Annotated in this window: 24 protein-coding genes, 2 tRNA genes and 1 pseudogene; 20 read left to right on the forward strand and 7 right to left on the reverse strand. The window is 59.6% G+C overall.

The features are described from left to right. The 10 genes and pseudogenes from dapD (at position 1) to rfbC (ending at position 10,166) form a co-directional block, all read left to right on the forward strand. Positions 1-825, forward strand: coding sequence for a 2,3,4,5-tetrahydropyridine-2,6-dicarboxylate N-succinyltransferase (dapD, locus tag FDG13_RS07970; RefSeq protein WP_078363483.1), 825 nt, complete (start codon positions 1-3; stop codon positions 823-825). Between the two features lie 51 nt (positions 826-876). Beyond that, entirely contained in the window at positions 877-2,052 is a 1,176-nt protein-coding gene (locus FDG13_RS07975; protein WP_255435162.1) for a PilT/PilU family type 4a pilus ATPase, read from the forward strand. 13 nt (positions 2,053-2,065) lie between these two features. Further along, the gene (gene dapE / locus FDG13_RS07980; RefSeq protein WP_180126515.1) at positions 2,066-3,229 is read left to right on the forward strand and encodes a succinyl-diaminopimelate desuccinylase; all 1,164 of its coding nucleotides are present in this window, start codon (positions 2,066-2,068) and stop codon (positions 3,227-3,229) included. 5 nt (positions 3,230-3,234) lie between these two features. After that, positions 3,235-4,143: pseudogene (prmB, locus tag FDG13_RS21055) on the forward strand (50S ribosomal protein L3 N(5)-glutamine methyltransferase); the annotation flags it as partial. A gap of 150 nt (positions 4,144-4,293) precedes the next feature. Beyond that, complete coding sequence (locus FDG13_RS21060) at positions 4,294-4,671, forward strand: N-acetyltransferase (protein WP_255435172.1); 378 nt, start codon at positions 4,294-4,296, stop codon at positions 4,669-4,671. After that, positions 4,668-6,629 carry an ABC-F family ATP-binding cassette domain-containing protein gene (locus tag FDG13_RS07990; RefSeq protein WP_180126519.1) on the forward strand — a complete coding sequence of 654 codons (1,962 nt, stop codon included), beginning with the start codon at positions 4,668-4,670 and terminating at the stop codon, positions 6,627-6,629. The genes FDG13_RS21060 and FDG13_RS07990 overlap by 4 nt, the downstream gene beginning before the upstream one ends. A 30-nt stretch (positions 6,630-6,659) precedes the next feature. Next, the gene (rfbB, locus tag FDG13_RS07995) at positions 6,660-7,715 is read left to right on the forward strand and encodes a dTDP-glucose 4,6-dehydratase (RefSeq protein ID WP_180126521.1); all 1,056 of its coding nucleotides are present in this window, start codon (positions 6,660-6,662) and stop codon (positions 7,713-7,715) included. Positions 7,716-7,731: 16 nt separating this feature from the next. After that, complete coding sequence (gene rfbD / locus FDG13_RS08000; RefSeq protein WP_180126523.1) at positions 7,732-8,643, forward strand: dTDP-4-dehydrorhamnose reductase; 912 nt, start codon at positions 7,732-7,734, stop codon at positions 8,641-8,643. A 19-nt stretch (positions 8,644-8,662) separates the two neighbouring features. Then, positions 8,663-9,544 (forward strand): glucose-1-phosphate thymidylyltransferase RfbA, encoded by an 882-nt coding sequence (gene rfbA, locus FDG13_RS08005; protein ID WP_180126525.1) that lies wholly within the window; start codon positions 8,663-8,665, stop codon positions 9,542-9,544. Between the two features lie 70 nt (positions 9,545-9,614). Next, complete coding sequence (gene rfbC / locus FDG13_RS08010) at positions 9,615-10,166, forward strand: dTDP-4-dehydrorhamnose 3,5-epimerase (protein WP_180126527.1); 552 nt, start codon at positions 9,615-9,617, stop codon at positions 10,164-10,166. A 104-nt stretch (positions 10,167-10,270) separates the two neighbouring features. Here the strand turns inward: rfbC and phbB are convergent, their stop codons facing one another. From phbB to FDG13_RS08025, 3 genes are read right to left on the reverse strand one after another with little or no spacing between them, the layout of a single operon-like run. Continuing rightward, positions 10,271-11,008, reverse strand: coding sequence for an acetoacetyl-CoA reductase (gene phbB, locus FDG13_RS08015; protein WP_180126529.1), 738 nt, complete (start codon positions 11,006-11,008; stop codon positions 10,271-10,273). 48 nt (positions 11,009-11,056) lie between these two features. Continuing rightward, complete coding sequence (locus FDG13_RS08020) at positions 11,057-12,235, reverse strand: acetyl-CoA C-acetyltransferase (RefSeq protein WP_180126532.1); 1,179 nt, start codon at positions 12,233-12,235, stop codon at positions 11,057-11,059. Positions 12,236-12,283: 48 nt separating this feature from the next. Next, positions 12,284-14,008, reverse strand: a complete 1,725-nt coding sequence (locus tag FDG13_RS08025; RefSeq protein ID WP_180126534.1) for an alpha/beta hydrolase — start codon at positions 14,006-14,008, stop codon at positions 12,284-12,286. A gap of 102 nt (positions 14,009-14,110) precedes the next feature. Here FDG13_RS08025 and FDG13_RS08030 point away from each other — a divergent pair, with 102 nt between their 5' ends. Continuing rightward, a complete protein-coding gene (locus FDG13_RS08030; RefSeq protein ID WP_180126536.1) occupies positions 14,111-14,413 on the forward strand; it encodes a hypothetical protein in 303 nt (100 codons plus the stop codon). Here the strand turns inward: FDG13_RS08030 and pgeF are convergent. Further along, positions 14,342-15,139, reverse strand: coding sequence for a peptidoglycan editing factor PgeF (pgeF, locus tag FDG13_RS08035; RefSeq protein ID WP_180126538.1), 798 nt, complete (start codon positions 15,137-15,139; stop codon positions 14,342-14,344). The two genes, FDG13_RS08030 and pgeF, sit on opposite strands and share 72 nt — an antisense overlap. Further along, on the reverse strand, positions 15,114-16,841 hold the full coding sequence (gene ycaO, locus FDG13_RS08040; RefSeq protein WP_180126540.1) for a 30S ribosomal protein S12 methylthiotransferase accessory factor YcaO: 1,728 nt from the start codon (positions 16,839-16,841) through the stop codon (positions 15,114-15,116). Before ycaO ends, pgeF begins: the two co-directional genes overlap by 26 nt. Before the next feature lie 143 nt (positions 16,842-16,984). Here ycaO and FDG13_RS08045 point away from each other — a divergent pair, with 143 nt between their 5' ends. The 4 genes from FDG13_RS08045 to FDG13_RS08060 all read left to right on the forward strand — a co-directional run bounded on the left by FDG13_RS08045 (position 16,985) and on the right by FDG13_RS08060 (position 20,231). Continuing rightward, the gene (locus FDG13_RS08045) at positions 16,985-17,287 is read left to right on the forward strand and encodes an antibiotic biosynthesis monooxygenase (protein ID WP_180126542.1); all 303 of its coding nucleotides are present in this window, start codon (positions 16,985-16,987) and stop codon (positions 17,285-17,287) included. Positions 17,288-17,332: 45 nt separating this feature from the next. Then, a complete protein-coding gene (locus tag FDG13_RS08050) occupies positions 17,333-18,028 on the forward strand; it encodes a fumarylacetoacetate hydrolase family protein (RefSeq protein WP_180126544.1) in 696 nt (231 codons plus the stop codon). A 73-nt stretch (positions 18,029-18,101) separates the two neighbouring features. Then, the gene (locus FDG13_RS08055) at positions 18,102-18,647 is read left to right on the forward strand and encodes an NUDIX hydrolase (protein ID WP_180126546.1); all 546 of its coding nucleotides are present in this window, start codon (positions 18,102-18,104) and stop codon (positions 18,645-18,647) included. A gap of 159 nt (positions 18,648-18,806) precedes the next feature. After that, on the forward strand, positions 18,807-20,231 hold the full coding sequence (locus FDG13_RS08060; protein WP_180126548.1) for an exonuclease domain-containing protein: 1,425 nt from the start codon (positions 18,807-18,809) through the stop codon (positions 20,229-20,231). Positions 20,232-20,454: 223 nt separating this feature from the next. On the opposite strand, the gene FDG13_RS08065 is transcribed toward FDG13_RS08060, so the two are convergent. Further along, positions 20,455-20,529: transfer RNA gene (locus FDG13_RS08065), tRNA-Val, on the reverse strand. Positions 20,530-20,662: 133 nt separating this feature from the next. Here FDG13_RS08065 and FDG13_RS08070 point away from each other — a divergent pair. The 5 genes from FDG13_RS08070 to FDG13_RS08090 all read left to right on the forward strand — a co-directional run bounded on the left by FDG13_RS08070 (position 20,663) and on the right by FDG13_RS08090 (position 22,844). After that, positions 20,663-20,738 (forward strand) — tRNA-Asn (locus FDG13_RS08070). Positions 20,739-20,863: 125 nt separating this feature from the next. Next, the gene (locus tag FDG13_RS08075) at positions 20,864-21,073 is read left to right on the forward strand and encodes an NF038104 family lipoprotein (RefSeq protein ID WP_180126550.1); all 210 of its coding nucleotides are present in this window, start codon (positions 20,864-20,866) and stop codon (positions 21,071-21,073) included. Next, positions 21,063-21,413 carry a VanZ family protein gene (locus tag FDG13_RS08080; protein WP_180126552.1) on the forward strand — a complete coding sequence of 117 codons (351 nt, stop codon included), beginning with the start codon at positions 21,063-21,065 and terminating at the stop codon, positions 21,411-21,413. Before FDG13_RS08075 ends, FDG13_RS08080 begins: the two co-directional genes overlap by 11 nt. A gap of 369 nt (positions 21,414-21,782) precedes the next feature. Further along, positions 21,783-22,526 carry an NAD(P)H-binding protein gene (locus tag FDG13_RS08085; protein ID WP_370528190.1) on the forward strand — a complete coding sequence of 248 codons (744 nt, stop codon included), beginning with the start codon at positions 21,783-21,785 and terminating at the stop codon, positions 22,524-22,526. Between the two features lie 75 nt (positions 22,527-22,601). Continuing rightward, entirely contained in the window at positions 22,602-22,844 is a 243-nt protein-coding gene (locus FDG13_RS08090) for a hypothetical protein (RefSeq protein WP_180126554.1), read from the forward strand. A gap of 482 nt (positions 22,845-23,326) precedes the next feature. Here the strand turns inward: FDG13_RS08090 and FDG13_RS08095 are convergent, their stop codons facing one another. After that, entirely contained in the window at positions 23,327-24,082 is a 756-nt protein-coding gene (locus FDG13_RS08095) for a tRNA threonylcarbamoyladenosine dehydratase (RefSeq protein ID WP_180126739.1), read from the reverse strand. Positions 24,083-24,103: the final 21 nt, after the last annotated feature.

Here is a 24,103-nt window from a genome sequence, read left to right on the forward strand (position 1 = left end):
ATGACCCAACAATTGCAAACCCTTTTGGACGCCGCCTGGGAAGACCGAGCCAACCTGTCAGCTGCCAGTGCCCCCAAGGAAGTGACCGATGCCGTCGAACACGTCATCCACCAGCTCAACAACGGCCAACTGCGTGTGGCCAGCCGTGACGGTGTGGGCCAGTGGACCACCCACCAGTGGATCAAAAAGGCGGTGCTGCTGAGCTTCCGTTTGCGCGACAACGAGTTGATGAAAGCCGGTGACCTGAGCTTTTACGACAAGGTGCAAACCAAGTTCTCGGACCTGGACGAAGCTGGCATCAAGGCCACCGGCGTGCGCATCGTGCCCCCCGCCGTGGCGCGCCGTGGCAGCTACCTGGCCAAGGGTGTGATCCTGATGCCCTCGTTTGTGAACATCGGCGCCTATGTGGACGAAGGCACCATGGTCGACACCTGGGCTGCGGTGGGCTCATGCGCCCAGATCGGCAAAAACGTGCACCTGAGCGGTGGCGTTGGTATTGGTGGGGTGCTGGAGCCGATGCAGGCCAACCCGACCATCATCGAAGACAACTGCTTCATCGGCGCCCGCTCCGAAATTGTCGAAGGTGTCATCGTCGAAGAAAACTCGGTGATCTCCATGGGGGTCTACATCGGCCAGAGCACCCCGATTTATGACCGTGCCACCGGCACCGTGAGTTATGGCCGCATTCCGGCCGGCTCGGTCGTGATCTCCGGCAACCTGCCCAAGGACGGCGGCAAATACAGCCTGTACGCGGCCATCATCGTCAAGCGTGTGGATGCCCAAACCCGGGCAAAGACCAGCCTGAACGACCTGCTGCGCGACTGATCCCCCACCCCGCAGCCGCGCCCTCCTCCACCCACCCAAAGGCACACCCACATGGCCAGCACCGACAGCCCCAACGAGGGCACCATGCGCCGTTTGTTGCGGCTGATGTCCGAGAAACGTGCCTCGGACATCTACCTGTCGGCGCACTCACCGGCGCTGATCCGCATCAACGGTGTGTGTGTGCCGATCAACAGCCAACTGCTGCCGCCCGATGCGCCGCTGAGCCTGCTGTGCGAGATTCTTCCTGAGCAGCAGATCCAGGAGCTCAAAGCCAACAACGAGCTCAATGTGGGTTGGTCGATGACGGGGGTTGGGCGCTTTCGTGTCAGCGCCTTGCGCCAACGCGGCTCGTTTGCGGTGGTGATCCGTTTTATCGTCAACGAAGTGCCACCGATGTCGACGCTGGCGCTGCCGGCGGTGCTGGCCGATCTGATGCTGCAAAAGCGCGGGCTGATCCTGATGGTGGGCGCCACCGGCTCGGGCAAAAGCACCACGCTGGCGTCGATGATCGACCACCGCAACGCCAATTTGTCGGGGCACATCCTGACCATTGAAGACCCGATCGAGTTTTTGTTCAAGAACAAACGCTCGGTGGTGAATCAGCGCGAGATCGGCACCGACACCGAGTCCTTGCAGGTGGCGCTGAAAAATGCGCTGCGCCAGGCGCCCGACGTGATCATGATCGGCGAAATCCGCGACCAAGACACCATGACGGCGGCCATCACCTACGCCCAGACCGGCCACCTGTGCCTGGCCACCTTGCACGCCAACAACAGTTACCAGGCCCTCAACCGCATCTTGAGCTTCTTCCCGGTGGAAGTGCGGCCCACCATGCTGGGGGATCTGGCCGCCTCGCTGCGGGCCATCGTGTCGCAGCGGCTGCTGCAAACCGTGGCCAGCACCCGCACACCGGCCGTGGAGATCATGCTCAACACCCGGCTGGTGAGTGAAATGATCGAAAAAGGCAACTTCTCGGGCATCGTCGAGGCCATGGAAAAATCCTTGGCCGAAGGCAGCCAGACCTTTGAGCAAGACATTGCCCGCCTCATCATGGCCGGCATCGTCGAGCGCAAGGAAGGCCTGGCCAACTCCGACTCCCCCACCAACCTGATGTGGCGCCTGCAGAACGACTTCACCAGCCAGGCCAACTCATTGGCCAAGGCCAATGAGCCCGACCCGGATGACCGGGCCACCTTCACCGAAATCACCCTGGACATGAGCCAGTAGCCAGCCCGAGCCCATGACCGCGACCCTCGACCTGGCCCAGCAACTGATTGCCTGCCCTTCTGAAACACCTCTTGACGCAGGTTGCCTGACCCTGATCGGCCAGCGCCTGGCTGCCCTGGGTTTTGTGCTGGAGACCCTGCACTGCGGCCCCCAGGACCAAAGTGTCACCAATTTATGGGCAAAACGGCCTTCAGCCCTTATAGAACAAGGGGGTACAGCTAGCAAGTTGATAGTCTTTGCCGGCCACACCGATGTGGTGCCCAGCGGCCCACTGGCAGATTGGCACAGCCCACCCTTCACACCCAGCGTGCGCGACGGCAAGCTCTATGGGCGTGGCGCGGCCGACATGAAAACCTCGCTCGCGGCCTTTGTGGTGGCCACCGAAGAGTTCCTGCACGCCCAGCCAGACACCCCGCTGACCATTGGCTTTTTGCTCACCAGCGACGAGGAAGGCCCGGCGCTTGACGGTACGGTGCGCGTGGTGAACCTGCTGCGTGAACGCGGCGAGCGGTTGGACTATTGCATTGTGGGTGAACCGACCTCGGTGCAACGCACCGGTGACATGATCAAAAATGGGCGCCGCGGCTCACTGAGCGGCCGCCTCACCGTCAAAGGGGTGCAGGGCCACATCGCCTACCCGCATCTGGCCAACAACCCGATCCATCAACTTGCACCCGCACTGGCCGAGCTGGTGGCCACCGAGTGGGACGCGGGCAATGCCTTCTTCCCGCCCACCAGCTGGCAGGTCAGCAACATCCATGGCGGCACCGGTGCGGGCAATGTGATTCCGGGCACAGTGGTGCTGGATTTCAACTTCCGCTTCAGCACCGAATCAACGCCAGAATCCTTGCAAACACGGCTGCAAGAGGTGCTGACCCGGCACGGGTTGGACGTTGACCTGGTCTGGACCCTGAGTGGTTTGCCGTTTTTGACCCCGCCCGGCACCCTGGTCGACGCGGTCGTGGCCGCCATCCAGGCCGAGACCGGCCTCACCCCCGAGCTCTCCACCAGCGGTGGCACCAGCGATGGGCGTTTTATTGCCAGCATCTGCCCGCAGGTGATTGAGCTGGGCCCACCCAATGCGAGCATCCACAAGCTCAACGAACACATCGCCCTGGCCGACATTGAACCGCTGAAGAACATCTACCGGCGCGTGCTGGACAACCTGAGTACCTGAACCCCATGCCTTTGTCCCCCTCTCCCACACTGAACCTGCTGCAATGTGTGCAACAAGCCGAACAGCGGCTCACGCAGGCCGGTGTCGCTTTTGGCCATGGCACGACCAACGCTTTTGACGAGGCCGCCTGGTTGGTGTTATGGCGCCTGGGCCTGCCGCTGGACACCTCGCTTGATCCTGACGATGAGGCATCAAAACGTGCTGTAACCCTTGAAGAGCAAGGGCTGATAGCTACCTTAATTGAAGCACGCATCAGCACCCGTCAACCCGCCGCCTACCTGACCAAAGAGGCCTGGTTGCAGGGTGTCGCTTTTTATGTGGATGAGCGCGTCATCGTGCCACGTTCACTGATTGCCGAAGTGCTGATGGAGGGCAACCTGGACTACTGGCTTAGCGCCGAGACCCACCGCGTGCTGGATTTGTGCACCGGCAACGGCAGTCTGGCGGTGATCGCCGCCATGGTCTACCCGGATGTGAAGGTACAGGCCTCAGACATCAGCCAGGATGCGCTCGATGTGGCCCGTATCAACATCGATCGCCACGGCCTGCACGAACGCATTGCGCTGCGTCAGGGTGACGGCATTCCCAAAACCGGCAGCCACTACGACCTGATCCTGTGCAACCCGCCTTACGTGAACGCGCAAAGCATGGCCGAGTTGCCGCCTGAGTTCAAGGCCGAACCGGCGCTGGCGCTGGACGGCAACACGGCGGGTGGCAGCGATGGCATGGACTTCATCCGTCAGCTGTTGTCGGATGCGCCTGCACAGATGTCTGAAGAGGCTGTTTTGGTGCTCGAAATTGGCCACGAGCGCCCCCACTTCGAAGCGGCCTTTCCCGGGCTGGAAGTGATCTGGCTGGAGACCAGCGCGGGTGAAGACCAGGTGCTGCTGATGACACGCGAAGCCCTGGTGGCCTACCAAGCGCAGGCCCACCTGAGCAGCGCTCAAGCCTTTACCCTGCGCGGCGTATCGAGCGCCGAAGACTACGCGCTGTTTGGCCAACTGCTGAAGGAGTACGCGGACAAGGATCTGGCCGACGCCGCCAACAGCAGCATCTGGAAAGATATGGAGGCCCTGCCTGAGCGTTATGGCCCGCCCCACGGTGCGGCTGTGCTTGCCTATGCGGGGGAGACCCTGGTTGGCTGTGGCGCCCTCACCAACACCCAACACACCGGCGTGGCCGAGGTCAAACGCATTTATGTGCGCGAAGCTTTTCGCCGCCAGGGCCTGGCCCGCACCCTGACCCAACAGCTGATGGCCCAGGCGCAAGCCATGGGCTACCACACCGCTGCCATCAGCACCTGGCCTGAGAACACCCAGGCCCTGGCGCTGTACCAACAACTGGGCTTTGAGCCCATTGCCCCGTTCAAAGTCCATCCTTACGCACAACTGGTTTTTCTGGGCGTGCCGCTCAGCCCGGCCACACCCAAGCTCCCTACATGATCACCCTCAAAAACGTCACCCTGCGCCGCAGCGCCAAAGTCCTTCTCGAAGGCGCTTCCGTCACCCTGAACCCCGGCGAAAAAGTGGGCTTGGTCGGGCGCAACGGCGCGGGCAAATCCTCGCTGTTTGCCTTGTTCAACGGTAGCCTGCACGAAGATGTGGGTGAGTACTACATCCCGACCCAATGGCGCATGGGCCAGGTGGCCCAGGACATGCCTGAAACCGAGCAATCCGCCACCGACTTTGTGGTCGATGGCGACACGGCCCTGCTGGCCGCGCAACAGGAAGTCACCGCGTCTGAGGCCACCGAGGACTATGACCGCATGGCCCACGCTTACATGGCCTTGCAGGATGCTGGCGCCCATGATGCACCGGCACGCGCGCAGGCGCTGATCCTGGGCCTGGGTTTCAAAACCACCGAACTCACCAACCCGGTCAACAGCTTCTCCGGCGGCTGGCGCATGCGCTTGCAACTGGCGCGCGCGCTGATGTGCCCGAGTGACCTGCTGCTGCTGGACGAACCGACCAACCACTTGGACTTGGATGCGCTGGTCTGGCTGGAGGCCTGGTTGCAGCGTTACCAGGGCACGATGATTGTCATCAGCCATGACCGCGAGTTCCTGGATGCGGTGACCAACGTCACCCTGCACATCGACGCGGGCAAACTGGTGCGTTACGGCGGCAACTACAGCAAGTTCGAGGACATGCGCGCCGAGAAGATGGAGCTGCAACAAGCGGCGTTTGCCAAACAGCAGGACAAGATCGCCCACCTCAAGAAGTTCATTGACCGCTTCAAGGCCAAGGCCAGCAAGGCCAAACAGGCACAAAGCCGGGTCAAGGCGCTGGACCGCATGGAAAAAATTGCGCCGCTGCTGTCCGAGGCCGACTTCACCTTCGAGTTCAAGGAACCCGCGAACCTGCCCAACCCGATGTTGTCGATGACCGGTGTGAGTTTTGGTTACCCCGCGCCGGACGACGCGCCTGAAGGCACGCCCCCCACCGTCATCGTCCATAACGTCAGCAAGTCGGTGCTGGCAGGCCAACGCATCGGCATTTTGGGTGCCAACGGCCAGGGCAAATCGACCCTGGTAAAAACCATCGCGCGTGATCTTCAGGCCATCGGTGGTGAGATCACCGAGGGCAAGGGTTTGAACATCGGCTACTTTGCCCAGCAGGAGCTTGACGTGTTGCGCCCCACCGACACCCCGCTGGAGCACATGATCCGCCTGGTCAAAGACATGACTGCGGCTGGCAAGATCGCTGGCCAGCAGACGCGTGAACAAGACTTGCGCAGTTTCCTGGGTACCTTCAACTTCAGCGGAGACATGGTCAAACAGGCGGTGGGCAGCATGAGTGGCGGTGAAAAAGCCCGGCTGGTGTTGTGCATGATGGTCTGGCAACGCCCCAACCTGCTGCTGATGGACGAACCCACCAACCATTTGGACTTGGCCACCCGCGAAGCGCTGGCGATGGCGCTCAACGAGTTTGAGGGCACGCTGATGCTGGTCAGCCACGACCGGGCGCTGTTGCGCTCAGTCTGTGACGAGTTCTGGATGGTGTCACGCGGCGGTGTGGAACCGTTTGACGGTGATCTGGACGACTACCAGAGATATCTGCTGGACGAGGCCAAACGCCAGCGTGAGGCTATCAAGGAAGCCAGCAGTGCCGCCGCCAAGGCAGAGCGCAAAGCACAGGCCGAAGCTGCTGCGGCGGCGACCAAGGCCAAGTCAAAACCCGCGCCCACCGGCTCCCTCAAACGCAAGTTGCAGGACATTGAGGCGCGCATGGCCGTGCTCAACACTGAGGGCGCCGCGCTGGAAGGCCACTTGAGCCAATCGCCCCCGCCATCCGACTTTGCCAATCTGGGCAAACGCCTGAAAGCGGTGAACGAAGAGCTGCAGGGCCTGGAAGAACAGTGGCTGGAGGTATCGCAGCAAATAGAATCAGCCACAGCCTGAGTCCGGGCTCGCTTTCACGGGGAAAACAACATGATTTTGGTCACTGGCGGCGCCGGGTTCATCGGCGCCAACTTCGTCCTCGACTGGCTGTCCCACAGCAACGAGCCCATCCTCACCCTCGACAAACTCACCTACGCCGGCAATGTCGAGAACCTGCACAGCCTGCAAGGTGACACCCGCCACACCCTGGTGCAAGGCGACATCGGTGACCGCGATCTGGTGGCCCAGCTGCTGGCCCAGCACCAACCCCGTGCCGTCATCAACTTCGCTGCCGAGAGCCATGTGGACCGCAGCATCCACGGCCCCGGTGACTTCATCCAGACCAACATCGTTGGCACCTTCAACCTGCTCGAAGCTGTGCGCGGCTACTGGTCTGGTTTACCTGCAGCAGACAAAGCAGCCTTTCGCTTCCTGCATGTGTCCACCGACGAGGTATACGGCTCCTTGGCCAAAGACGACCCCGCCTTCACCGAGTCCAGCCACATCGAGCCCAACAGCCCGTATTCCGCCAGCAAGGCTGCCAGCGACCACCTCGTGCGTGCCTGGCACCACACCTACGGCCTGCCGGTGCTCACCACCAACTGCAGCAACAACTACGGCCCCTACCACTTCCCCGAGAAACTCATCCCGCTGCTGATCGTCAATTCACTGGCCGGCAAACCCCTGCCGGTCTATGGTGACGGCCAGCAAATCCGCGACTGGCTCTACGTCAAAGACCACTGCAGCGCGATTCGCCGCGTCCTGGAGGCGGGCCGACTGGGTGAGGTCTACAACGTGGGCGGCTGGAACGAAAAAGCCAACATTGACATCGTGCACACCGTCTGTGCCCTGCTTGATGAATTGCGCCCACGTGCTGATGGCCGAGCCTACAAAGAACAGATCACTTATGTGACCGACCGCCCCGGCCATGACCGGCGTTACGCCATCGATGCGCGCAAGCTCGAATCTGAACTTGGCTGGAAACCGGCTGAGACCTTTGAGACCGGCATCCGCAAAACAGTTCAGTGGTACCTGGACAACCCGCAGTGGGTCGCCCATGTGCAAAGCGGTGCCTACCGCGACTGGGTCCAGAAGCAATACGCCTGAACCAGGAGCCACTGACATGACAAAAATCCTGCTCCTGGGCAAAGGCGGCCAGGTCGGCTGGGAGCTGCAACGCAGCCTGGCCCCTCTGGGTGAACTCATCACCCTGGACCACGACAGTACCGACTATTGCGGCAACTTTACCAACCTGACGGGCCTGGCAGAAACGGTCCGCTCTGTGCGCCCGAACCTCATCGTCAACGCCGCTGCCCACACCGCGGTCGACAAAGCCGAGAGTGAACCGGATCTGGCCCGCACCCTCAACGCCCTGGCACCCCAAGTGCTGGCCCAGGAAGCCGCCACGCTGGGCGCCTGGCTGGTGCACTACAGCACCGACTATGTCTTTGATGGCAGTGGTGACAGACCCTGGATCGAGACCGACACCCCCGGCCCCTTGAGCGTGTATGGCGCCACCAAGCTCGAAGGTGAACAGCTGATAACCGCCGCCAACCCGCGCCACCTGATCTTCAGAACCAGCTGGGTTTATGCGGCCCGCGGTGGCAACTTTGCCAAAACCATGCTGCGCCTGGCACAAGAGCGTGACAAACTCACCGTCATCAACGACCAGATCGGCGCACCCACTGGCGCGGATCTGCTGGCCGATGTGACGGCGCATGCCCTCCGTCAGCTCACCCAAGCTCCCAACAGTGCCAAGGCAGAAGCCCTGGCTGGTATCTACCACCTGGTGGCCGCTGGCCAGACCAGCTGGTTTGAGTACGCCAAACATGTGTTAGCCCAGGCACAGCTTGTGCAACCCGCTATCCAAATCAAAGCGAAGCAGGTGGACCCGGTGCCCACCATTGCCTTCCCGACACCAGCCAAGCGGCCGTTTAACTCGCGCCTGAACACCACCAAGCTACAAACCACCTTTGGCCTGACCCTGCCACCGTGGCAGGCCGGGGTGAACCGCATGCTGGCAGAGATTCTTTAAACCTCCAGGGAGTCGATCAATGAGCAATACAAGCAGCCGCAAAGGCATCATCCTGGCTGGTGGTTCCGGCACCCGGCTGTATCCGGTGACACAAGCTGTCTCCAAACAGCTGATGCCGGTGTACGACAAGCCGATGATTTATTACCCCTTGAGCACCCTGATGCTCTCGGGCATCCGTGAGGTGTTGATCATCTCCACCCCGCAGGACACCCCGCGTTTTGCCGAACTCTTGGGCGACGGCAGCCAATGGGGCATGAGCATCAGCTACGCGGTGCAACCCAGCCCTGACGGTTTGGCCCAGGCCTTCATCATCGGGCGCGAGTTTGTAGGCAAACACCCCAGCGCGTTGGTATTGGGCGACAACATCTTCTACGGCCACGATCTGGTCAAACAACTGGCCCACGCCAATGCCAACACCAGTGGTGCCAGCGTCTTTGCCTACCGCGTGAGTGACCCGGAGCGTTATGGTGTGGTGGCCTTTGACGAGCAAATGCGCGCCATCAGCATCGAAGAAAAACCCAAACAGCCCAAGAGCAACTACGCCGTCACCGGGCTGTACTTCTATGACAACCAGGTGTGTGACATTGCGGCGAGCATCCAGCCGTCTCACCGGGGCGAGTTGGAAATCACCGATGTGAACAAACGCTACCTCGAGCAAAACCAGCTCAATGTCGAGATCATGGGCCGGGGTTATGCCTGGCTCGATACCGGCACCCATGACAGCCTGCTGGAAGCGGCCAGCTTCATCGCCACGCTGCAAAAGCGCCAGGGTCTGCAGGTGGCCTGCCCGGAAGAGATTGCGTTTGCCCAGAGATGGATCGATGCGGCACAGATCCAGAAGCTGGCCTCACCACTGGCCAAGAATGGATATGGGCAATATTTACTCCGCCTTCTCCATTGATCACCTTTAGATCTGTTCTTCAAACTTCATAGCTACCAGCCCTTATTTAAAAAGGGCTAAAGCCACTTTTATGCCCTATACCGTTATTCCCACCTCATTGCCTGATGTGCTGATCCTGGAGCCCAAAGTGTTTGGGGATGCACGTGGCTTTTTCTTTGAGAGTTTCAACGCACGTGACTTTGCCAATTGCACCGGGCTGGATGTGGCCTTTGTGCAGGACAACCACAGCAAGTCGGCCCAAGGGGTGCTGCGCGGTCTGCATTACCAGATCCAGCACCCGCAGGGCAAGCTGGTGCGGGTAACGCAGGGTGAGGTGTTTGACGTGGCGGTGGACTTGCGCAAGAGTTCTCCCACCTTTGGGCAGTGGGCCGGTGTGGTGTTGTCTGCAGAGAACAAACGCCAGCTCTGGGTACCTCCGGGTTTTGCCCATGGGTTTGTGGTGACCAGTGAGAGTGCCGAGTTTCTCTACAAAACCACCGAGTATTGGTACCCCGAGTTTGAGCGCAGTCTGCTTTGGAATGACCCAACCGTGGGCATCATCTGGCCTATTCAGAGCCAACCCTTGCTGGCGGCCAAGGACAAGGCGGCCGCAACGCTGGATACCGCTGAAGTCTTCTCATAAAACCCGCAAACCGGTTATCAACCGATCTTCCTGCACAGTTTGGACCCAACAAAAAAGCCCGCACAAAGCGGGCTTTTTTGTGTCTGGTGACGTACCCGTCGCCATCAGCCCATGTGCAGCCCACCGTTCACTGAAAACTCGGCGCCGGTGGCGTAACCGCCTTCTTCCGACGCCAGCCAGGCAATGATGGAGGCGATCTCAGACGGTTCACCCAGGCGTTTGACCGGCACCGTGGCCACAATTTTCTCAAGCACTTCCTGGCGGATGGCCTTGACCATGTCGGTACCGATGTAGCCTGGGCTCACCGTGTTGACGGTGACCCCTTTGTTGGCCAACTCCTGCGCCAGCGCCATCGAAAAACCATGCATACCGGCCTTGGCGGCCGAATAGTTGGTTTGCCCGGCCTGGCCTTTGACGCCATTCACGCTGGAGATGTTGATGATGCGGCCCCAGCCCTTTTCAACCATGTCACCGACCACCTGTTTGGTGACGTTGAACATCGAGTTGAGGTTGGTTTCGATCACCGCGTCCCAGTCTTCGCGGGTCATCTTCAAAAACATACGGTCACGCGTGATGCCCGCGTTGTTGATCAGCACATCAATGCTGCCGTGCTCGGCCTTGGCCTTGCTGAACGCGGCCACGGTGGAGTCCCAGTCACCCACATTGCCAGCCGAGGCGTAAAAAGTGAAACCGGCCGCCGCCTGTTCGGCCAGCCACTTGGCGTAGTCGCGTGTCGGGCCGCAGCCAGCAATGACCTTGAACCCTTCTTTGCTCAGACGCTGGCAGATAGCGGTACCGATACCACCCATGCCCCCCGTGACATACGCTACTTTTTGACTCATCAACTGCTCCTGTTTGTCCATCATTGAGTCACGATGATAGACGGGGAATCAGCGCTCCAAGGCAAGGGAAACCCCCATGCCCCCCCCAATACACAGGGCTGCCAGGCCTTTTTTGGCATTTCGGCGCTGCATTTCGTGTAACAGTGTTACCAAGATACGACAGCCAGACGCACCAATCGGGTGGCCGATGGCAATCGCACCCCCGTTCACGTTGACCTTGGCCGGATCCACTTCGAGCTGCTGGTTCACCGCACAGGCTTGGGCAGCAAAGGCTTCATTGAGTTCAAACAGATCCACATCCTGCACCTTCCAACCAGCGCGCGCCAGTGCCTTGCGCGACGCAGGCACCGGGCCCAGACCCATCTGCGCCGGATCCAGCCCGCTGGTGCCAAACGCGGCAATACGGGCCAGAGGTGTCAGGCCCAGGGCCGCCGCCTTTTTGGCCGTCATGACCAGCACAGCAGCTGCACCATCATTGATGCCTGAAGCATTGCCCGCAGTGACCGTCCCGGCCTTGTCAAACGCCGGGCGCAGACCTGCCAGCGCCTCAGCGTTGGTCTTGCGGTTCAGGAACTCGTCGGTGTTAAACACCACCGGATCACCCTTGCGCTGCTGGATCTGCACGCTGACGATTTCATCCTTGAACCGACCCGCATCCTGCGCGGCGGCGGCCTTGAGCTGGCTGCCAAGAGCCAGCACGTCCTGCATGTCGCGGGTGATGCCGCAGGCTTTGGCCACGTTTTCAGCGGTGATGCCCATGTGGTAGTTGTTATAGACGTCCCACAAGCCATCCACAATCATCGAGTCGATCATCTTCCAGTCACCCATGCGCTGGCCGTCGCGGCTGCCTTGCAGCACGTGCGGGCTGGCGCTCATGTTTTCCTGGCCCCCGGCAATCACGATGTCGCTGTCACCCCAGGCCACGGCTTGTGCTGCCAGCATGACCGCCTTGAGCCCCGAGCCACACACCGCATTGATCGTCAGCGCCGGGGTTTCCTGGGACAAGCCCGCCTTCAGCGTCGCCTGACGCGCCGGGTTTTGCCCCTGGCCAGCCGCCAGCACCTGGCCCATGATGACCTCACCCACCTGATCGGGTGACAACTTGGCGCGAGCCAAGACCTCACGGATCACGATGCTGCCCAACTCGGGCGCGGCCACCTTGGCCAGAGAACCACCAAACTTGCCCACCGCGGTACGCGCTGCCGAAACGATAACGATGTCTTCCATGCTGCTTCCAGAGTTGTAGTTAGAAAAAAGAACGTCCAAAAAGTGGGGTCAGGCCTTGGCCAGCACATACCGACCGGGCGCGGGCTCAATCACCTTGTGTTTGCCCTTGCCGTAGGTCTTGGGTGCGGCGATTTGTTTACCCGCCTGGGCTGCCAACCAGGTCGACCAGTCGGTCCACCAGCTGCCAGGGTGTTCCACCGCGCCTTGCATCCACTCGTCATGGGTCTTGGGCAACTTGTCGTCATCACGCACCCAGTAACAACGCTTGTTTTTGGCCGGTGGGTTGATCACCCCGGCAATGTGGCCCGAAGCCCCCATGACAAAACGCTTTTTGCCCGGCAGGTATTGCGTGGTGGCGTAGGCACCGTTGATCGGCACGATGTGGTCCTCGCGCGAGCCGTAGATGTACACCGGCATATCGACCTTGCCCAGGTCAACCTTCTGCCCACACACGGTGGCCTGGCCCGGCTTGGTGAGTTTGTTTTCCAGATAGGTGTTGCGCAGGTACCAGGCGTAGAACGGGCCTGGCAGGTTGGTGCTGTCGCTGTTCCAGTACAGCAGGTCAAACGGTGGCGGTGTTTCACCCTTGAGGTAGTTGCCCACCACATAGTTCCACACCAAGTCGTTCGGGCGCAAAAAGCTGAAGGTGGTGGCCAGATCGCCCCCCTTCATCAAGCCGCCCTTGCCCATTTCCAGTTCGCGGTATTTGACAAATGCCTCGTCGATGAACAGGTCCAGCACACCGGTGTCAGAAAAATCCAGCATCGAGGTCAGGAAGGTGGCACTGGCCACCGGCTTTTCACCACGCGCGGCCAGCACCGCCAGCGCGGTCCCGAGCATGGTGCCGCCCACACAAAAGCCCAGCGCATTGATGGTTTTGGAACCAGACACCTCCTGCGTCACCGTGATGGCCTTGATGACAGCGTTCTCAATGTAGTCGTCCCAGGTGGCTTTGGCGAGGGAGGCGTCGGGGTTACGCCAGCTCACCAGGAAGGTGCGGTGACCCTGCGCTACCGCATATCGCACCACCGAGTTCTCCGGCTGCAGGTCCAGGATGTAGAACTTGTTGATACAGGGCGGCACCAGCAGGAAGGGTTTCTCGTAGACCTTGTCGGTCAGAGGTTTGTATTCGATCAGCTGGAACAGCTCGTTCTCAAACACCACCGCACCTTCGGTGGTGGCCACGTTTTTGCCCACATGGAACAGGCTCTCATCGGTCATCGAGATGTGGCCTTGCTGCATGTCGTGCAACAGGTTTTGCAGGCCCTTGCTGATGCTCTCGCCATTGGTTTCCAGGGCTTTTTTCTGCGCTTCGGCGTTGAGCGCCATGAAGTTGCTGGGGGCAGCTGCGGCAGTGAGCTGCTCTACCGTGAAGCGGATGCGGGCACGGGTTTTGTCATCGGTGTCCACCGCGTCGGCCATGGCAGCCAGTGTCTTGGCATTGAGCAGATAAGCCGCAGCGGTGAAGGCTGCCATCGGATTGGCGGCCCAGGCCGGGTCGGCGAAACGCCGGTCTTTGAGCACATGCGCCCCTTTGAAGCTGTTGCTCCAGAGCTCGGTCGCATCTTTGAGAAACTGTTGCTGCAGCTCCTGCAGCTTGTCTGGCGAAAAGGACACCTGTGGCGGCTTGGTCGTGGGCGCCATCAGCTTGGCACCGGCCTGGCCCAGGTCCATGTTCTTGAACGACTCAAAGGCTTTGCCCCAGGTGTCAACCATGGATTGCTGGAACTGCTGCGCCGTTTGCAACCATTGTTGCTGTGTCTCTTCTTTCATGGGTTACCCTTTCTCAGCCAGGTTGATGACAAAACCCTAGTATGCTGGAAGAAGGCATTCGGCAAGCTGACAAACAAATCTGAAGTTTTAATACCCCTTTTTATGTACCTCGTTCCCATTGCCTGGCTGTATGTGGCGCTGATGATGGCGCTGGCCGAAGCCACCAACAGCAACGGCACCGTGCTCGGTGCGGTCATCACGTTTGTATTTTATGGACTGCTGCCAGTTGGTCTGGTGGTGTACCTGATGGGCACGCCGGGACGCAAACGTGCCATCAAGGCCAGAGAACAAGCCGAGCGGGTGGCCGCCAGCGCCGCAGCGCAGGCGCGGGCCTCAGATGTCGCGCCAAATGCAGACCGCCAGCCGACCGCTGACCCGGTCGCGCCGGTGCGAAAAGAACCGTGAGGCTTGTGTGACGGTGCACCAGTCGGCACTGCCGTCATTGCCATAGACCTGGGTGATGCCCATACCTGCCAGCCGTTGACGCGCCAGCCCGGCCAGATTGGCCAGCCATTTGCCGCCACCCAGAGGGACAAACATCAACGCAGCCTGGGCGTCTTGCGTAACAAATGCGGCGCGCACTTCATCACCCACCTCAAAGGCTTTCGGACCAATACACGGGCCCAGCCACGCTATGACTTCTGTATCTACCTGCCCTTGATCTATAAGGGCTAGAGCACAAAAAGACTGATAAGTTTGCTCCAGTACACCAACACCACTGTTCCCGGCCAAGCCACGCCAACCGGCATGTGCCGCACCCACCCAGGCACCATTCCTGGTGGTAAACAGCACCGGCAAACAGTCCGCCACCATGATGGTGCAGGCAATACCAGGCACATCGGTGATGCAGGCGTCGGCCACGCTGGCGTTGGGGGTGGTCACATCCAGGCGCAGCACCTCGGTGCCGTGCACCTGGGTCAGAAACACCGGCTGGGCACCGATGGCCTGTTGCAGGATGGCCCGGTTAGCCGCTACATGGGCCGGGTCGTCGCCCACATGGTCGCCCAGGTTCAGGCTGTCATAAGGCGCGTTGGAGACGCCACCCACTCGGGTGGTGCACACCGCGTGCACACCGGCTGGTGCGGGCCAGTCCGGTGTGAGCCAATCAGTGCGCGGCGTGGACCTTGTCATAGGCTTTGAGCAGTTGGTGGTGCATCTCACAGCCCTCCAAAGCCAGACCAGGGGCGCTCAGACCCATGAAGCGGTCTTCCTGCATGATCAGCGCATGCGCCTGGGCCAGCGGACCGGCACCGTACAACAGTTCCAGCGCATCCAGGTACGGGCCGCTGTCGCCCATGTCAGCCAGGTGGATCAGGTTCTGGATACACGCGTAGATCGGTTTGCGCTGCGGGTTGAGCTGATCAAAGTTCAGGATCCATTCGCAGCCTTCGAGCGTGGCAGCCTCGTCACCCACGGCCAGGGCCAGCAGGGTTTTGAGCTCACCCAGGCGCAGATCGGCCCAGAACGAACCGGCGTCGGCCGCCAGGCCAATCAACGCGGGCACTGGGCGATGGTCGGCCAGGTTGGACTCGTTGAGCGTCTCCAACAGGTCGGTGCACTCTTCGTCGTCGAGGTCGCTCAGGTTCAGAATGGCTTCGCGGATCGGGTTGGCGATGCTGTTGTTCTCGAACTCCAGGTCGTCGATCGGGTAGATCTCGGACAGGCCCGGCACCAGGATGCGGCAGGCGTACACGCCCAGGTGGGTGAAGTCAGCCACATAGATGTCATGGCCATCGGCATGCAGGCGCTCCACACACCAGGCGTAGTCCTCGGCGGTGGTGGTGCTGAAGTTCCAGTCGACAAATTCATAGTCGGGCTGGTTGCCCAAAAACTTCCAGTGGATGACACCGCTGGAGTCGACAAAATGGATCTCGATGTTGGTGGAGCTGGCGGTCTCGTCCAGATCAAAGCCCGGCGCCGGAAAGCCCGACAAGGCATCGAGCGCACGACCCTGCAACAGCTCGGTCAAGGCGCGTTCCAGCGCCACCTCAAAACGCGGGTGCGCGCCAAAGCTGGCAAAACAGCCCTGGTCCTGCGGGTTGAGCAGGGTCACATTCATCACCGGGTACTGACCGCCCAGCGACGCGTCTTTCACCAGAATGCCAAAACCGGCCTCACGCAAAGCGGCGATGCCCTTGGCAATACGTGGGTAGCGTGCTATCACGTCGTCTGGCACATCGGGCAGGCAAATGCCTTGACTGATGATGCGTGCCTTGATGGAGCGCTCAAAAATCTCGGACAGCGCCTGGGCGCGCGCTTCCATTTGCGTGTTGCCAGCCGACATGCCGTTGCTGACATACAGGTTGCCAATGATGTTGACCGGAAAATAGACGATGGCGCCGTCAGACTCACGCACATAGGGAATGGCGCAGATGCCACGCTCCTCGTTGCCGGAGTTGAACTCCACCAGGCGCTCAGCCTCGATGTCGCCTTGTGGGTTGTAGAGCGCCTGCAGCTCGGGCGTCAGCAGCGTGCTGGGCCAGCTGCCGTCTTCGGGCAGGGCAAACCAGCGCTCTTGCGGGTAGTGGACAAAGTCGCGGTTCGCCACATCTGGGCCGAGGTAAAAGTGGGTCCAGAAATAGTTGGTGGACAGACGTTCGACAAACTCGCCGAGTGCACTGGCCAGGCAAGCCAGACGGCTGGCGCCCTTGCCATTGGTGAACAGCAGCGGGCAGTCGCGGTCGCGGATGTGGACCGACCAAATGCCCTCCACCGGGTTGAGCCAGCTGCGTTCTTCAATGTGAAAGCCCAGTTGCTGCAGCTTGCCTTGCAGCGTGCTGATGGTGGACTCGAGGGCGGCGTCTTTGCCTGGGATAAACGTGGTGTTGTGCATGGGGCAAGGATAACAGTGGCCCGGTGGACATCGGTGGGGGTGACTAGAATGGGTCTGTTCACCGAGAACCACCAGACCAATCACCCTTCAGCCCTTATTGGGAAAGGGTCAACCGCTATCAATATTGCTTAAAAGGCACCACCATGATCCTCGAACTCGCTGACATCACGATCCACCCGCAGCACAACGCCGCTTTTGAAGAGGCTATCCAACGCGGTCTGAGCACCGTCATTGCCCATGCCAAAGGTTTTGAAGGTTTCAAGGTGAACCGCTGCATCGAGAACCCCCAGCGTTATGTGCTGCAGATCTTCTGGACCACACTCGAAGACCACACCGTGGGTTTTCGCGAGTCGCCCGCTTTTGGTGAATGGCGCGCCATTGTCGGGCCGTTTTTTGTCAGCCCGCCAGTGGTGCAGCACTTTGATCTGGTGGCCAAATCGGCCTGAAGCCCTCGTATTCCAAGCGCTTACAGCAACCAAAAAGAGAGCACCATGAACTATGTTTTCCCGTCGGCTGCCGCCGTGACCGTGCCGGTGACGGGCAGCGATGCCCAGTTTCCGGTGCACCGCATCTACTGCGTGGCGCGCAACTATGAAGACCACGCCAAAGAGATGGGCCAGCTCAACCGCGAACCGCCGTTTTTCTTCATGAAACCTGCGGACGCTGTGCTGGTCTGCCAGCCCGGCCAGACAGCCCAACTGCCCTACCCCAGCCTGACCAACAATCTGCACCATGAGGTTGAGCTGGTGGTGGCGATGGGCACCGGTGGCCAGAACATCCCGGTTGAGCAGGCGCTGGGCCACATCTTTGGTTACGCCGTGGGGCTGGACATGACCCGGCGCGACCTGCAAAACGAGATGAAAAAGCAGGGTCGCCCCTGGTGCATCGGCAAGGGCTTCGATTTTTCGGCGCCGATCGGGCCAATCACAGCCGCCAACGTGGTCCCGGGCATCCACAACGCAGACATCGGCCTGCAGGTCAACGGTGTGGCGCGTCAGAGCAGCCAGATCAGCCAGATGATCTGGAACGTGGCCGAGACCATCGCACAGCTCTCCACCGCCTGGGCCTTGCAGCCCGGCGATCTGATCTACACCGGCACCCCGGCAGGTGTGGCGGCGGTGGTGCGGGGTGACCGCTTGCAGGCCAGCATCAGCGGGCTGAGCCCCATCACGCTGCAGGTGGTGTGACAAAGTGGGTTGAAAGCACTGGCCCATGCTGCGCTGTCACAAGGCTGGCATGGTTTCAAATTACACTGGCAACATGCATCGTCCCCCCCTCCAACATTGCCGACAATGCGGCCACGCGGTGGAGTACCGCATCCCGGACGACGGCGATACCAAAATACGCGCCGTCTGCCCGGCCTGCCGCACGGTGCACTACGACAACCCGCTCAACGTGGTTGGCACCATCCCCGTCTGGGGCAACAAGGTGTTACTGTGCAAACGCAACATCGAGCCGCGTTTTGGCAAGTGGACGCTGCCCGCAGGCTTCATGGAACTCAACGAAACCGTGGCCGAGGGTGCTGCCCGCGAGACGCTCGAAGAAGCCGGTGCGCAGTTCGAGATGGGGGAATTTTTCTCGCTGGTGAACATCGCCCGGGTTGGCCAAGTCCACCTGTTTTACCGGGCGCGCTTGCTCAGCGACCAGTTTGATCCCGGCTTTGAGACCATCGAGGCTCGCCTGTTCACCGAAGACGAGGTGCCCTGGGACGAGATCGCTTTCCGCACCGTGGGCGAAACCCTCAAACGGTTTTTTGCCGACCAGCGCGCGGGTCAGTTCTCGATCCATGTCTTTGATATCACCTGAGCTACTGGCCAGCGCCGAGCTGTGGTTTTACCGCGCTGGCTGCTTTTTTGTCACCAGCATCCTGGACGACCCGGCCTGGCTGGCCTTGATGTTTTGTTAACGTTTTACGGCTCAATCCCTTATACAACAAGGGCTGGTAGCTATACATTTTGATAGACCATGCCGCCTTGTTACGTCCTGCTTGACCTGGAAACCACCGGCGGCAACGCACAACGTGATCAGATCACCGAGATTGCCGCGGTGCGTGTGGAGCACGGCGTGGAAGTGGCACGCTGGAGCACCCTGGTCAACCCGGGCGTCCCTATCTCCAGCTTCATCGAACAACTCACCGGCATCAGCAACGCGATGGTGGCCGATGCACCCCGCTTTGACGAGGTGGCACCCCAGCTGCTGAAACTGCTGGACGGTGCGGTGCTGGTGGCGCACAACGTGCGTTTTGACCACGGCTTCTTGCTGCACGCCCTGGCGCGTTTGGACGTGGCCCTGCGCAGCAAGACCCTGTGTACCGTGCGCCTGTCACGTCTGCTCTACCCTGGCGTCAAAGGCCATGGGCTGGACGCCATCATGCAGCGCCACGGCATCAGCACCGAATCACGCCACCGCGCTTTGGGCGACGTGCTGGTGATGCAAACCTGGCTGGCGCAGGTCACCCAGCAGTTTGGCGCCGAACATCTGCAGCGTCAGGCGCAGGTACTGTTACAAGGCAGCGCCGCGCTGCCACCGCAACTTGACACCAACGTGGCCGACATCCCCGAAGGCCCGGGGGTCTACCTGTTTTACGGCGAGAGCGCACTGCCAATCTACGTGGGCAAAAGTGTCAAATTGCGCAGCCGTGTCATGTCGCACTTCTCTGCCAGCAGCCGCGAGCAGCGCGAGATGCGCATTGCCCAGGAAATCCGCCGCATCGAATGGATCGAGACCGCAGGTGAAGTCGGCGCCCTGCTGCTCGAAGCCCGCCTGGTCAAACAACACCAGCCGCTGCACAACCGCCAGTTGCGCCGTGAGAACAACCTGTGCGCCTGGCGGCTGGATACCAACCCGAATGCCCGCCCGCCGCTAACGCTGGTGCGCGGCGCCGAGCTGAGCCCGCAGCAGTTTGGCAACCTCTACGGCCCGTACCGCTCGAAAAATCAGGCGCTGAGCCAGCTGCGCGAGCTGGCCGAACAACACCAGCTGTGCCTGCAGGCACTGGGTCTGGAATCCGGCAAAGGCCGCTGTTTTGCGCATCAGATCGGCCACTGCAAAGGCGTGTGCTGTGGCGAGGAAACGCCTGAGCGCCACCACCTGCGCCTGCAGCTGGCGCTGAGCGCCAACAAATTGCGCGTCTGGCCGTTTGGCGGACCGGTTGGCCTGCGTGAACACAACCCACACACCGGTCAAGCCGACATCCATATCTTTGACCAATGGTGCCACCTGGCCACCGTGCGCAGCGACGAAGAACTGAATGAAGCCCTGCAAAGCCGCGCCGAGGTGCTGGCCTTTGACCTGGACAGCTACCGCCTGGCGCTCAAGTACTTGACGCCACCGGGCAAATCCGGCACCACGGTGGTGGAACTTGAATCCTTGAGGGAAAAAGACCTCTAGCCCTTTGAATATAAGGGTGAGAAGCTATGGTCTAAATAGCGTCTTGGTTTTTTGAGTGTGGGCAGCGTTGGCCAACATGCCTGAAATGCACCTGAAGCTGCGTGGTTCACGCTGATCACCACCCTGCTACCAACCGTCTGGTCGTTCAAAACACCCAACAAACATCGGCCATGAAAAAAGGACTTGGCATTTCTGCTAAGTCCTTAATTTTTTTGGGTATTCATGGTGGGCGGTGGAGGCTTCGAACCTCCGACCCCAGCAGTGTGAATGCTGTGCTCTACCCCTGAGCTAACCGCCCTTGTCGTTGTAGACAAGCCCTGTATTATGCCATAGTCACACACAATCTGGCAATCAGCCGCAACAAAAATCAGATTTTTTATCTGCCACGCAAACGAAACAGCAAAAACTTCTGTCTATAATCTAAGGCTTATTCCTCGATAGCTCAGTTGGTAGAGCGCCGGACTGTTAATCCGTAGGTCCCTGGTTCGAGCCCAGGTCGAGGAGCCAAAAAATCCAAACGAATCAAGCCCTTGTGAGAAATCACCAGGGCTTTTTTCTTGCCCGGATGGGTCTAGTGCGGCGCCTCGGGCTCTGCATCGGTTCGGCAGCTTTGCTTCTGAATATGAATTTACATGAAAACACCGCCTGACCGTCGCTCTTTCCCATTCAGTACGTTCAAACTGGCCCTCGTCGGTAGCATCATTTTTTTCCTGCAGGGCTGCGCCGTAGTGGCTGTGGCAGATGCTGCTGTGACAGTCGTTGCCACCGGGGTCAAAGTTACTGCCAAGGCGGTCGGTGCGATGGCTGATGCAGTGATACCGGATTCTGATGATGGCAACTAGTTTGTTCTGGAAGACGTCATTCTGGGCACTGGTGCTAACCACCCTATGGCTGTCACTGGTCCCTTCAGAGCAAGTCCCTTCGGCATTCCATTTCTGGGACAAGGCGCAACACGCTCTGGGCTTTGCCGGGTTGGCGTTCCTGGGCCTGATGGCTTATCCGGGACGCCTGCCGAGGGTGATGTTGGGCTTGGCTCTGTTTGGTGCTGGTATTGAGGTTGTGCAGGGGTTGACCGGCTGGCGGCAAGGCGATTGGCAAGACTGGATCGCCGACTGTGCGGGATTGGTGATCGGGTATTCGGTATGGCGTATAGGAAGATTGCTGGTCAGGAATCTAACCTGAATCAACTACCAGTTCGTTGGTAGCGACGCATTGACCGTAGCAATTGCAGCCGCATCAAGTGGACCGTAGCCACAACAAAAAAGGGCTGGGCTCCTGTCGAACCCTAACCCTTTGTTGCTTCCTCATGTATGGGAAGCGTCATGACGGCAAACCGTCAGTCATGTGTGAGCGTCAGTGTGGTCCTTGATCATCAGCAGGTCTCCTATACCGAGGTTAGGGACTCGGTTACGAAGAAATTCTGCGCCACATTGTTCGGGTAGTCAATTGCTCAATTTTCACCCTTGGGGCATTGTGGCTACCCCTGCGGAAGCCTCTGTCACGACCATCTGCATTTGATGATGCTTTGTTTACGTGAATGCCCGGACGGATTTGCACACCCCTCCCAAAGACTTCGGAGGCGAATTTGATACGCTCCGTCAAGGATGGAGTCAAGAAGTGAAACAGGGGGTGAATATGGCGACGGATCAAGGTCGTGTGGTTTTGGTGGCTGGCGCCACGGGTCTCATTGGAAGGGAAATCGTCGCCTTGCTGCTGGCTGACCGGACCGTCGAGTCCGTTCACTGTCTCGGTCGCCGATCACTGGCACTCAAACACCCCAAACTCCAAAACCACGTGGTCGATTTTGCTGCGCTGCCTGCCCTTCCTAAGGTGGATGAGTACTATATCGCACTGGGCACCACCATCAAGGTTGCCGGTAGTCAAGAGGCGTTCAAAGCGGTCGACCTGGATGCTATTGTGGCCGTCGCCAAGGCTGCAAAGATAGCAGGAGTTACCAAATTGGGGGTTGTCAGTGCCATGGGTGCTAACCCGAAGTCCCGAGTTTTCTACAACCGCATCAAAGGCGAAATGGAACTTGCCGTTGGCAGCTTGGGCTTGAAAAGCCTCGTGATAGCGCGCCCATCCTTGCTAGATGGCAACAGGACTGCCCTGGGCCAACCAGAGCGTGCTGGTGAGGGTTTTGGCCTGTTGCTGATGCGCGGACTGCGGCTGCTCGTGCCTGCGAACTACCGTGCCATCCCGGCCAAGGATGTGGCGCATGCTCTGATCCGAGCCGTCGAGGCGGCCAAACCAGGGGTTGTCACGCTCCTGTCGGGTGACATGCAGGGCGGATGACATCGCGCTGAGGAATGCCAACGCTCTGTTTCGACTGCGCACCACCTACACTGAAACATTTACCAAAGGAAAACGATGTTTGACAAAAACGGCCAGTGGATTCATCTTGAAACGTTCGAGGACTTTGACAACGGTCTGTCGGCCCTCATTGACCTCTGGTCAAGCACCGCAACCAATGCGGTCAAAGAATCGGCACTTGCTCACTTCAAAGAGGACCTGGAGGGTGCTGTACTCAATTGGGCCGACAACCGCGCCAAGTCCAAAAAATACGCTGTCATTGGCAAGGAGTTGGCTGAGTTTGAGGAAGCGCTGAAGTAAGTTCCGGTCTGTGTAGATATCGCCACAACCATTACCGACGTCTGTTCGGTTTCCTGCATATTCCGAACCAAAAAAGCACAGCCTAACCATGCAGAAAACTCGTTAACTTTCTTCAAGTTGCGCGCCATCAAAACTGGTGTGACCTGTGCTGTTAATCCGTAGGTCCCTGGTTTGAGCCCAGGTCGAGGAGCCAAAAGAAATTCAAAGAAAAAAGCCCTGACGAGAAATCGTCAGGGCTTTTTTCTTGTCTGAACCAGTCGTTGCTACTTGCACAGTTGCACAGTTGCACAGTTGCACAGTTGCACAGTTGCACAGTTGCACAGTTGCACAGTTGCACAGTTGCACAGGGATTGTGGCAAGCCGCTTTTGAATATGAATATGGATTTGCATCAAACAACACCTCCTGCCAGAGCCTCGTTTCGAGCGTTGAAAACTGCACTGAGATGGGCATGCACGACCATTGGCAACGCCAACTGTTGTAGTCAACTGGCTTTTTTATCTGCCAATTGGTTCAGTACATAGCCGGCAGCACATTGTCCGAACGTTGCTGTGACGGTGACCAATGAGCCGAAACCGTGGCAGTTGAGTGAACCATCGCCAAGAATGCCACACGATGCGTCAGGGGGAGCTACTGGTTCACGACTGAACACACAGGCCAAGCTAATTTTTTTACCATCACGCGCTGCGCCATGGTTTTTGCGAAGCTGATAACGCACCTTCGCCAACAAAGGATCGTGCGTCACTTGGGACAAATCATCCATGCTTGTCAGATGCGCGTGTCTTTTGCCACCTGCAGCGCCCGAGGCAACAAAAATCACCCGCTGCTTTATGGCCCAGTTCGCCATGACGGTTTTGACATGCCACTGATCGCAGGCATCAATGACCGCGTCAACGCCTGCAGGCAAGAGCTGGGGCCAATTGGCTGGTGTTGCAAACTCGTCGACGCAATTCACCTGGCAATCTGGGAAAAAAGTATGGATCCTGTCGCGCATCGCCATCACTTTGGCTTGCCCTAAACTGGCTTCTGTCGCGTGAATCTGCCGGTTGATGTTGGACTCCGCCACATGGTCCAAATCGATCAGCGTCAATCTGCCAACGCCACTTCGAGCCAATGACTCTGCCGCCCAGGAGCCCACGCCCCCTACCCCGACAACCGCAACATGTGACTGCCTCACCTTCTGAGCGCCAGACACTCCCAAAAGCCGGTCCAAGCCGGCAAATCGACGATCTTTCACAATGCGACGCGGGGAAAGGTGCTG

The organism is Rhodoferax sp. BLA1 (assembly GCF_013416775.1).
GTDB lineage: Bacteria > Pseudomonadota > Gammaproteobacteria > Burkholderiales > Burkholderiaceae_C > Rhodoferax.

Bases quoted from the DNA above. Each gene is read 5' to 3' on its own strand.
- dapD (WP_078363483.1), top strand. From the start codon at position 1: ATGACCCAACAATTGCAAACCCTTTTGGACGCCGCCTGGGAAGACCGA.
- FDG13_RS07975 (WP_255435162.1), top strand. From the start codon at position 877: ATGGCCAGCACCGACAGCCCCAACGAGGGCACCATGCGCCGTTTGTTG.
- dapE (WP_180126515.1), top strand. From the start codon at position 2,066: ATGACCGCGACCCTCGACCTGGCCCAGCAACTGATTGCCTGCCCTTCT.
- FDG13_RS21060 (WP_255435172.1), top strand. From the start codon at position 4,294: ATGGAGGCCCTGCCTGAGCGTTATGGCCCGCCCCACGGTGCGGCTGTG.
- FDG13_RS07990 (WP_180126519.1), top strand. From the start codon at position 4,668: ATGATCACCCTCAAAAACGTCACCCTGCGCCGCAGCGCCAAAGTCCTT.
- rfbB (WP_180126521.1), top strand. From the start codon at position 6,660: ATGATTTTGGTCACTGGCGGCGCCGGGTTCATCGGCGCCAACTTCGTC.
- rfbD (WP_180126523.1), top strand. From the start codon at position 7,732: ATGACAAAAATCCTGCTCCTGGGCAAAGGCGGCCAGGTCGGCTGGGAG.
- rfbA (WP_180126525.1), top strand. From the start codon at position 8,663: ATGAGCAATACAAGCAGCCGCAAAGGCATCATCCTGGCTGGTGGTTCC.
- rfbC (WP_180126527.1), top strand. From the start codon at position 9,615: ATGCCCTATACCGTTATTCCCACCTCATTGCCTGATGTGCTGATCCTG.
- phbB (WP_180126529.1), bottom strand. From the start codon at position 11,008: ATGAGTCAAAAAGTAGCGTATGTCACGGGGGGCATGGGTGGTATCGGT.
- FDG13_RS08020 (WP_180126532.1), bottom strand. From the start codon at position 12,235: ATGGAAGACATCGTTATCGTTTCGGCAGCGCGTACCGCGGTGGGCAAG.
- FDG13_RS08025 (WP_180126534.1), bottom strand. From the start codon at position 14,008: ATGAAAGAAGAGACACAGCAACAATGGTTGCAAACGGCGCAGCAGTTC.
- FDG13_RS08030 (WP_180126536.1), top strand. From the start codon at position 14,111: ATGTACCTCGTTCCCATTGCCTGGCTGTATGTGGCGCTGATGATGGCG.
- pgeF (WP_180126538.1), bottom strand. From the start codon at position 15,139: ATGACAAGGTCCACGCCGCGCACTGATTGGCTCACACCGGACTGGCCC.
- ycaO (WP_180126540.1), bottom strand. From the start codon at position 16,841: ATGCACAACACCACGTTTATCCCAGGCAAAGACGCCGCCCTCGAGTCC.
- FDG13_RS08045 (WP_180126542.1), top strand. From the start codon at position 16,985: ATGATCCTCGAACTCGCTGACATCACGATCCACCCGCAGCACAACGCC.
- FDG13_RS08050 (WP_180126544.1), top strand. From the start codon at position 17,333: ATGAACTATGTTTTCCCGTCGGCTGCCGCCGTGACCGTGCCGGTGACG.
- FDG13_RS08055 (WP_180126546.1), top strand. From the start codon at position 18,102: ATGCATCGTCCCCCCCTCCAACATTGCCGACAATGCGGCCACGCGGTG.
- FDG13_RS08060 (WP_180126548.1), top strand. From the start codon at position 18,807: ATGCCGCCTTGTTACGTCCTGCTTGACCTGGAAACCACCGGCGGCAAC.
- FDG13_RS08075 (WP_180126550.1), top strand. From the start codon at position 20,864: ATGAAAACACCGCCTGACCGTCGCTCTTTCCCATTCAGTACGTTCAAA.
- FDG13_RS08080 (WP_180126552.1), top strand. From the start codon at position 21,063: ATGGCAACTAGTTTGTTCTGGAAGACGTCATTCTGGGCACTGGTGCTA.
- FDG13_RS08090 (WP_180126554.1), top strand. From the start codon at position 22,602: ATGTTTGACAAAAACGGCCAGTGGATTCATCTTGAAACGTTCGAGGAC.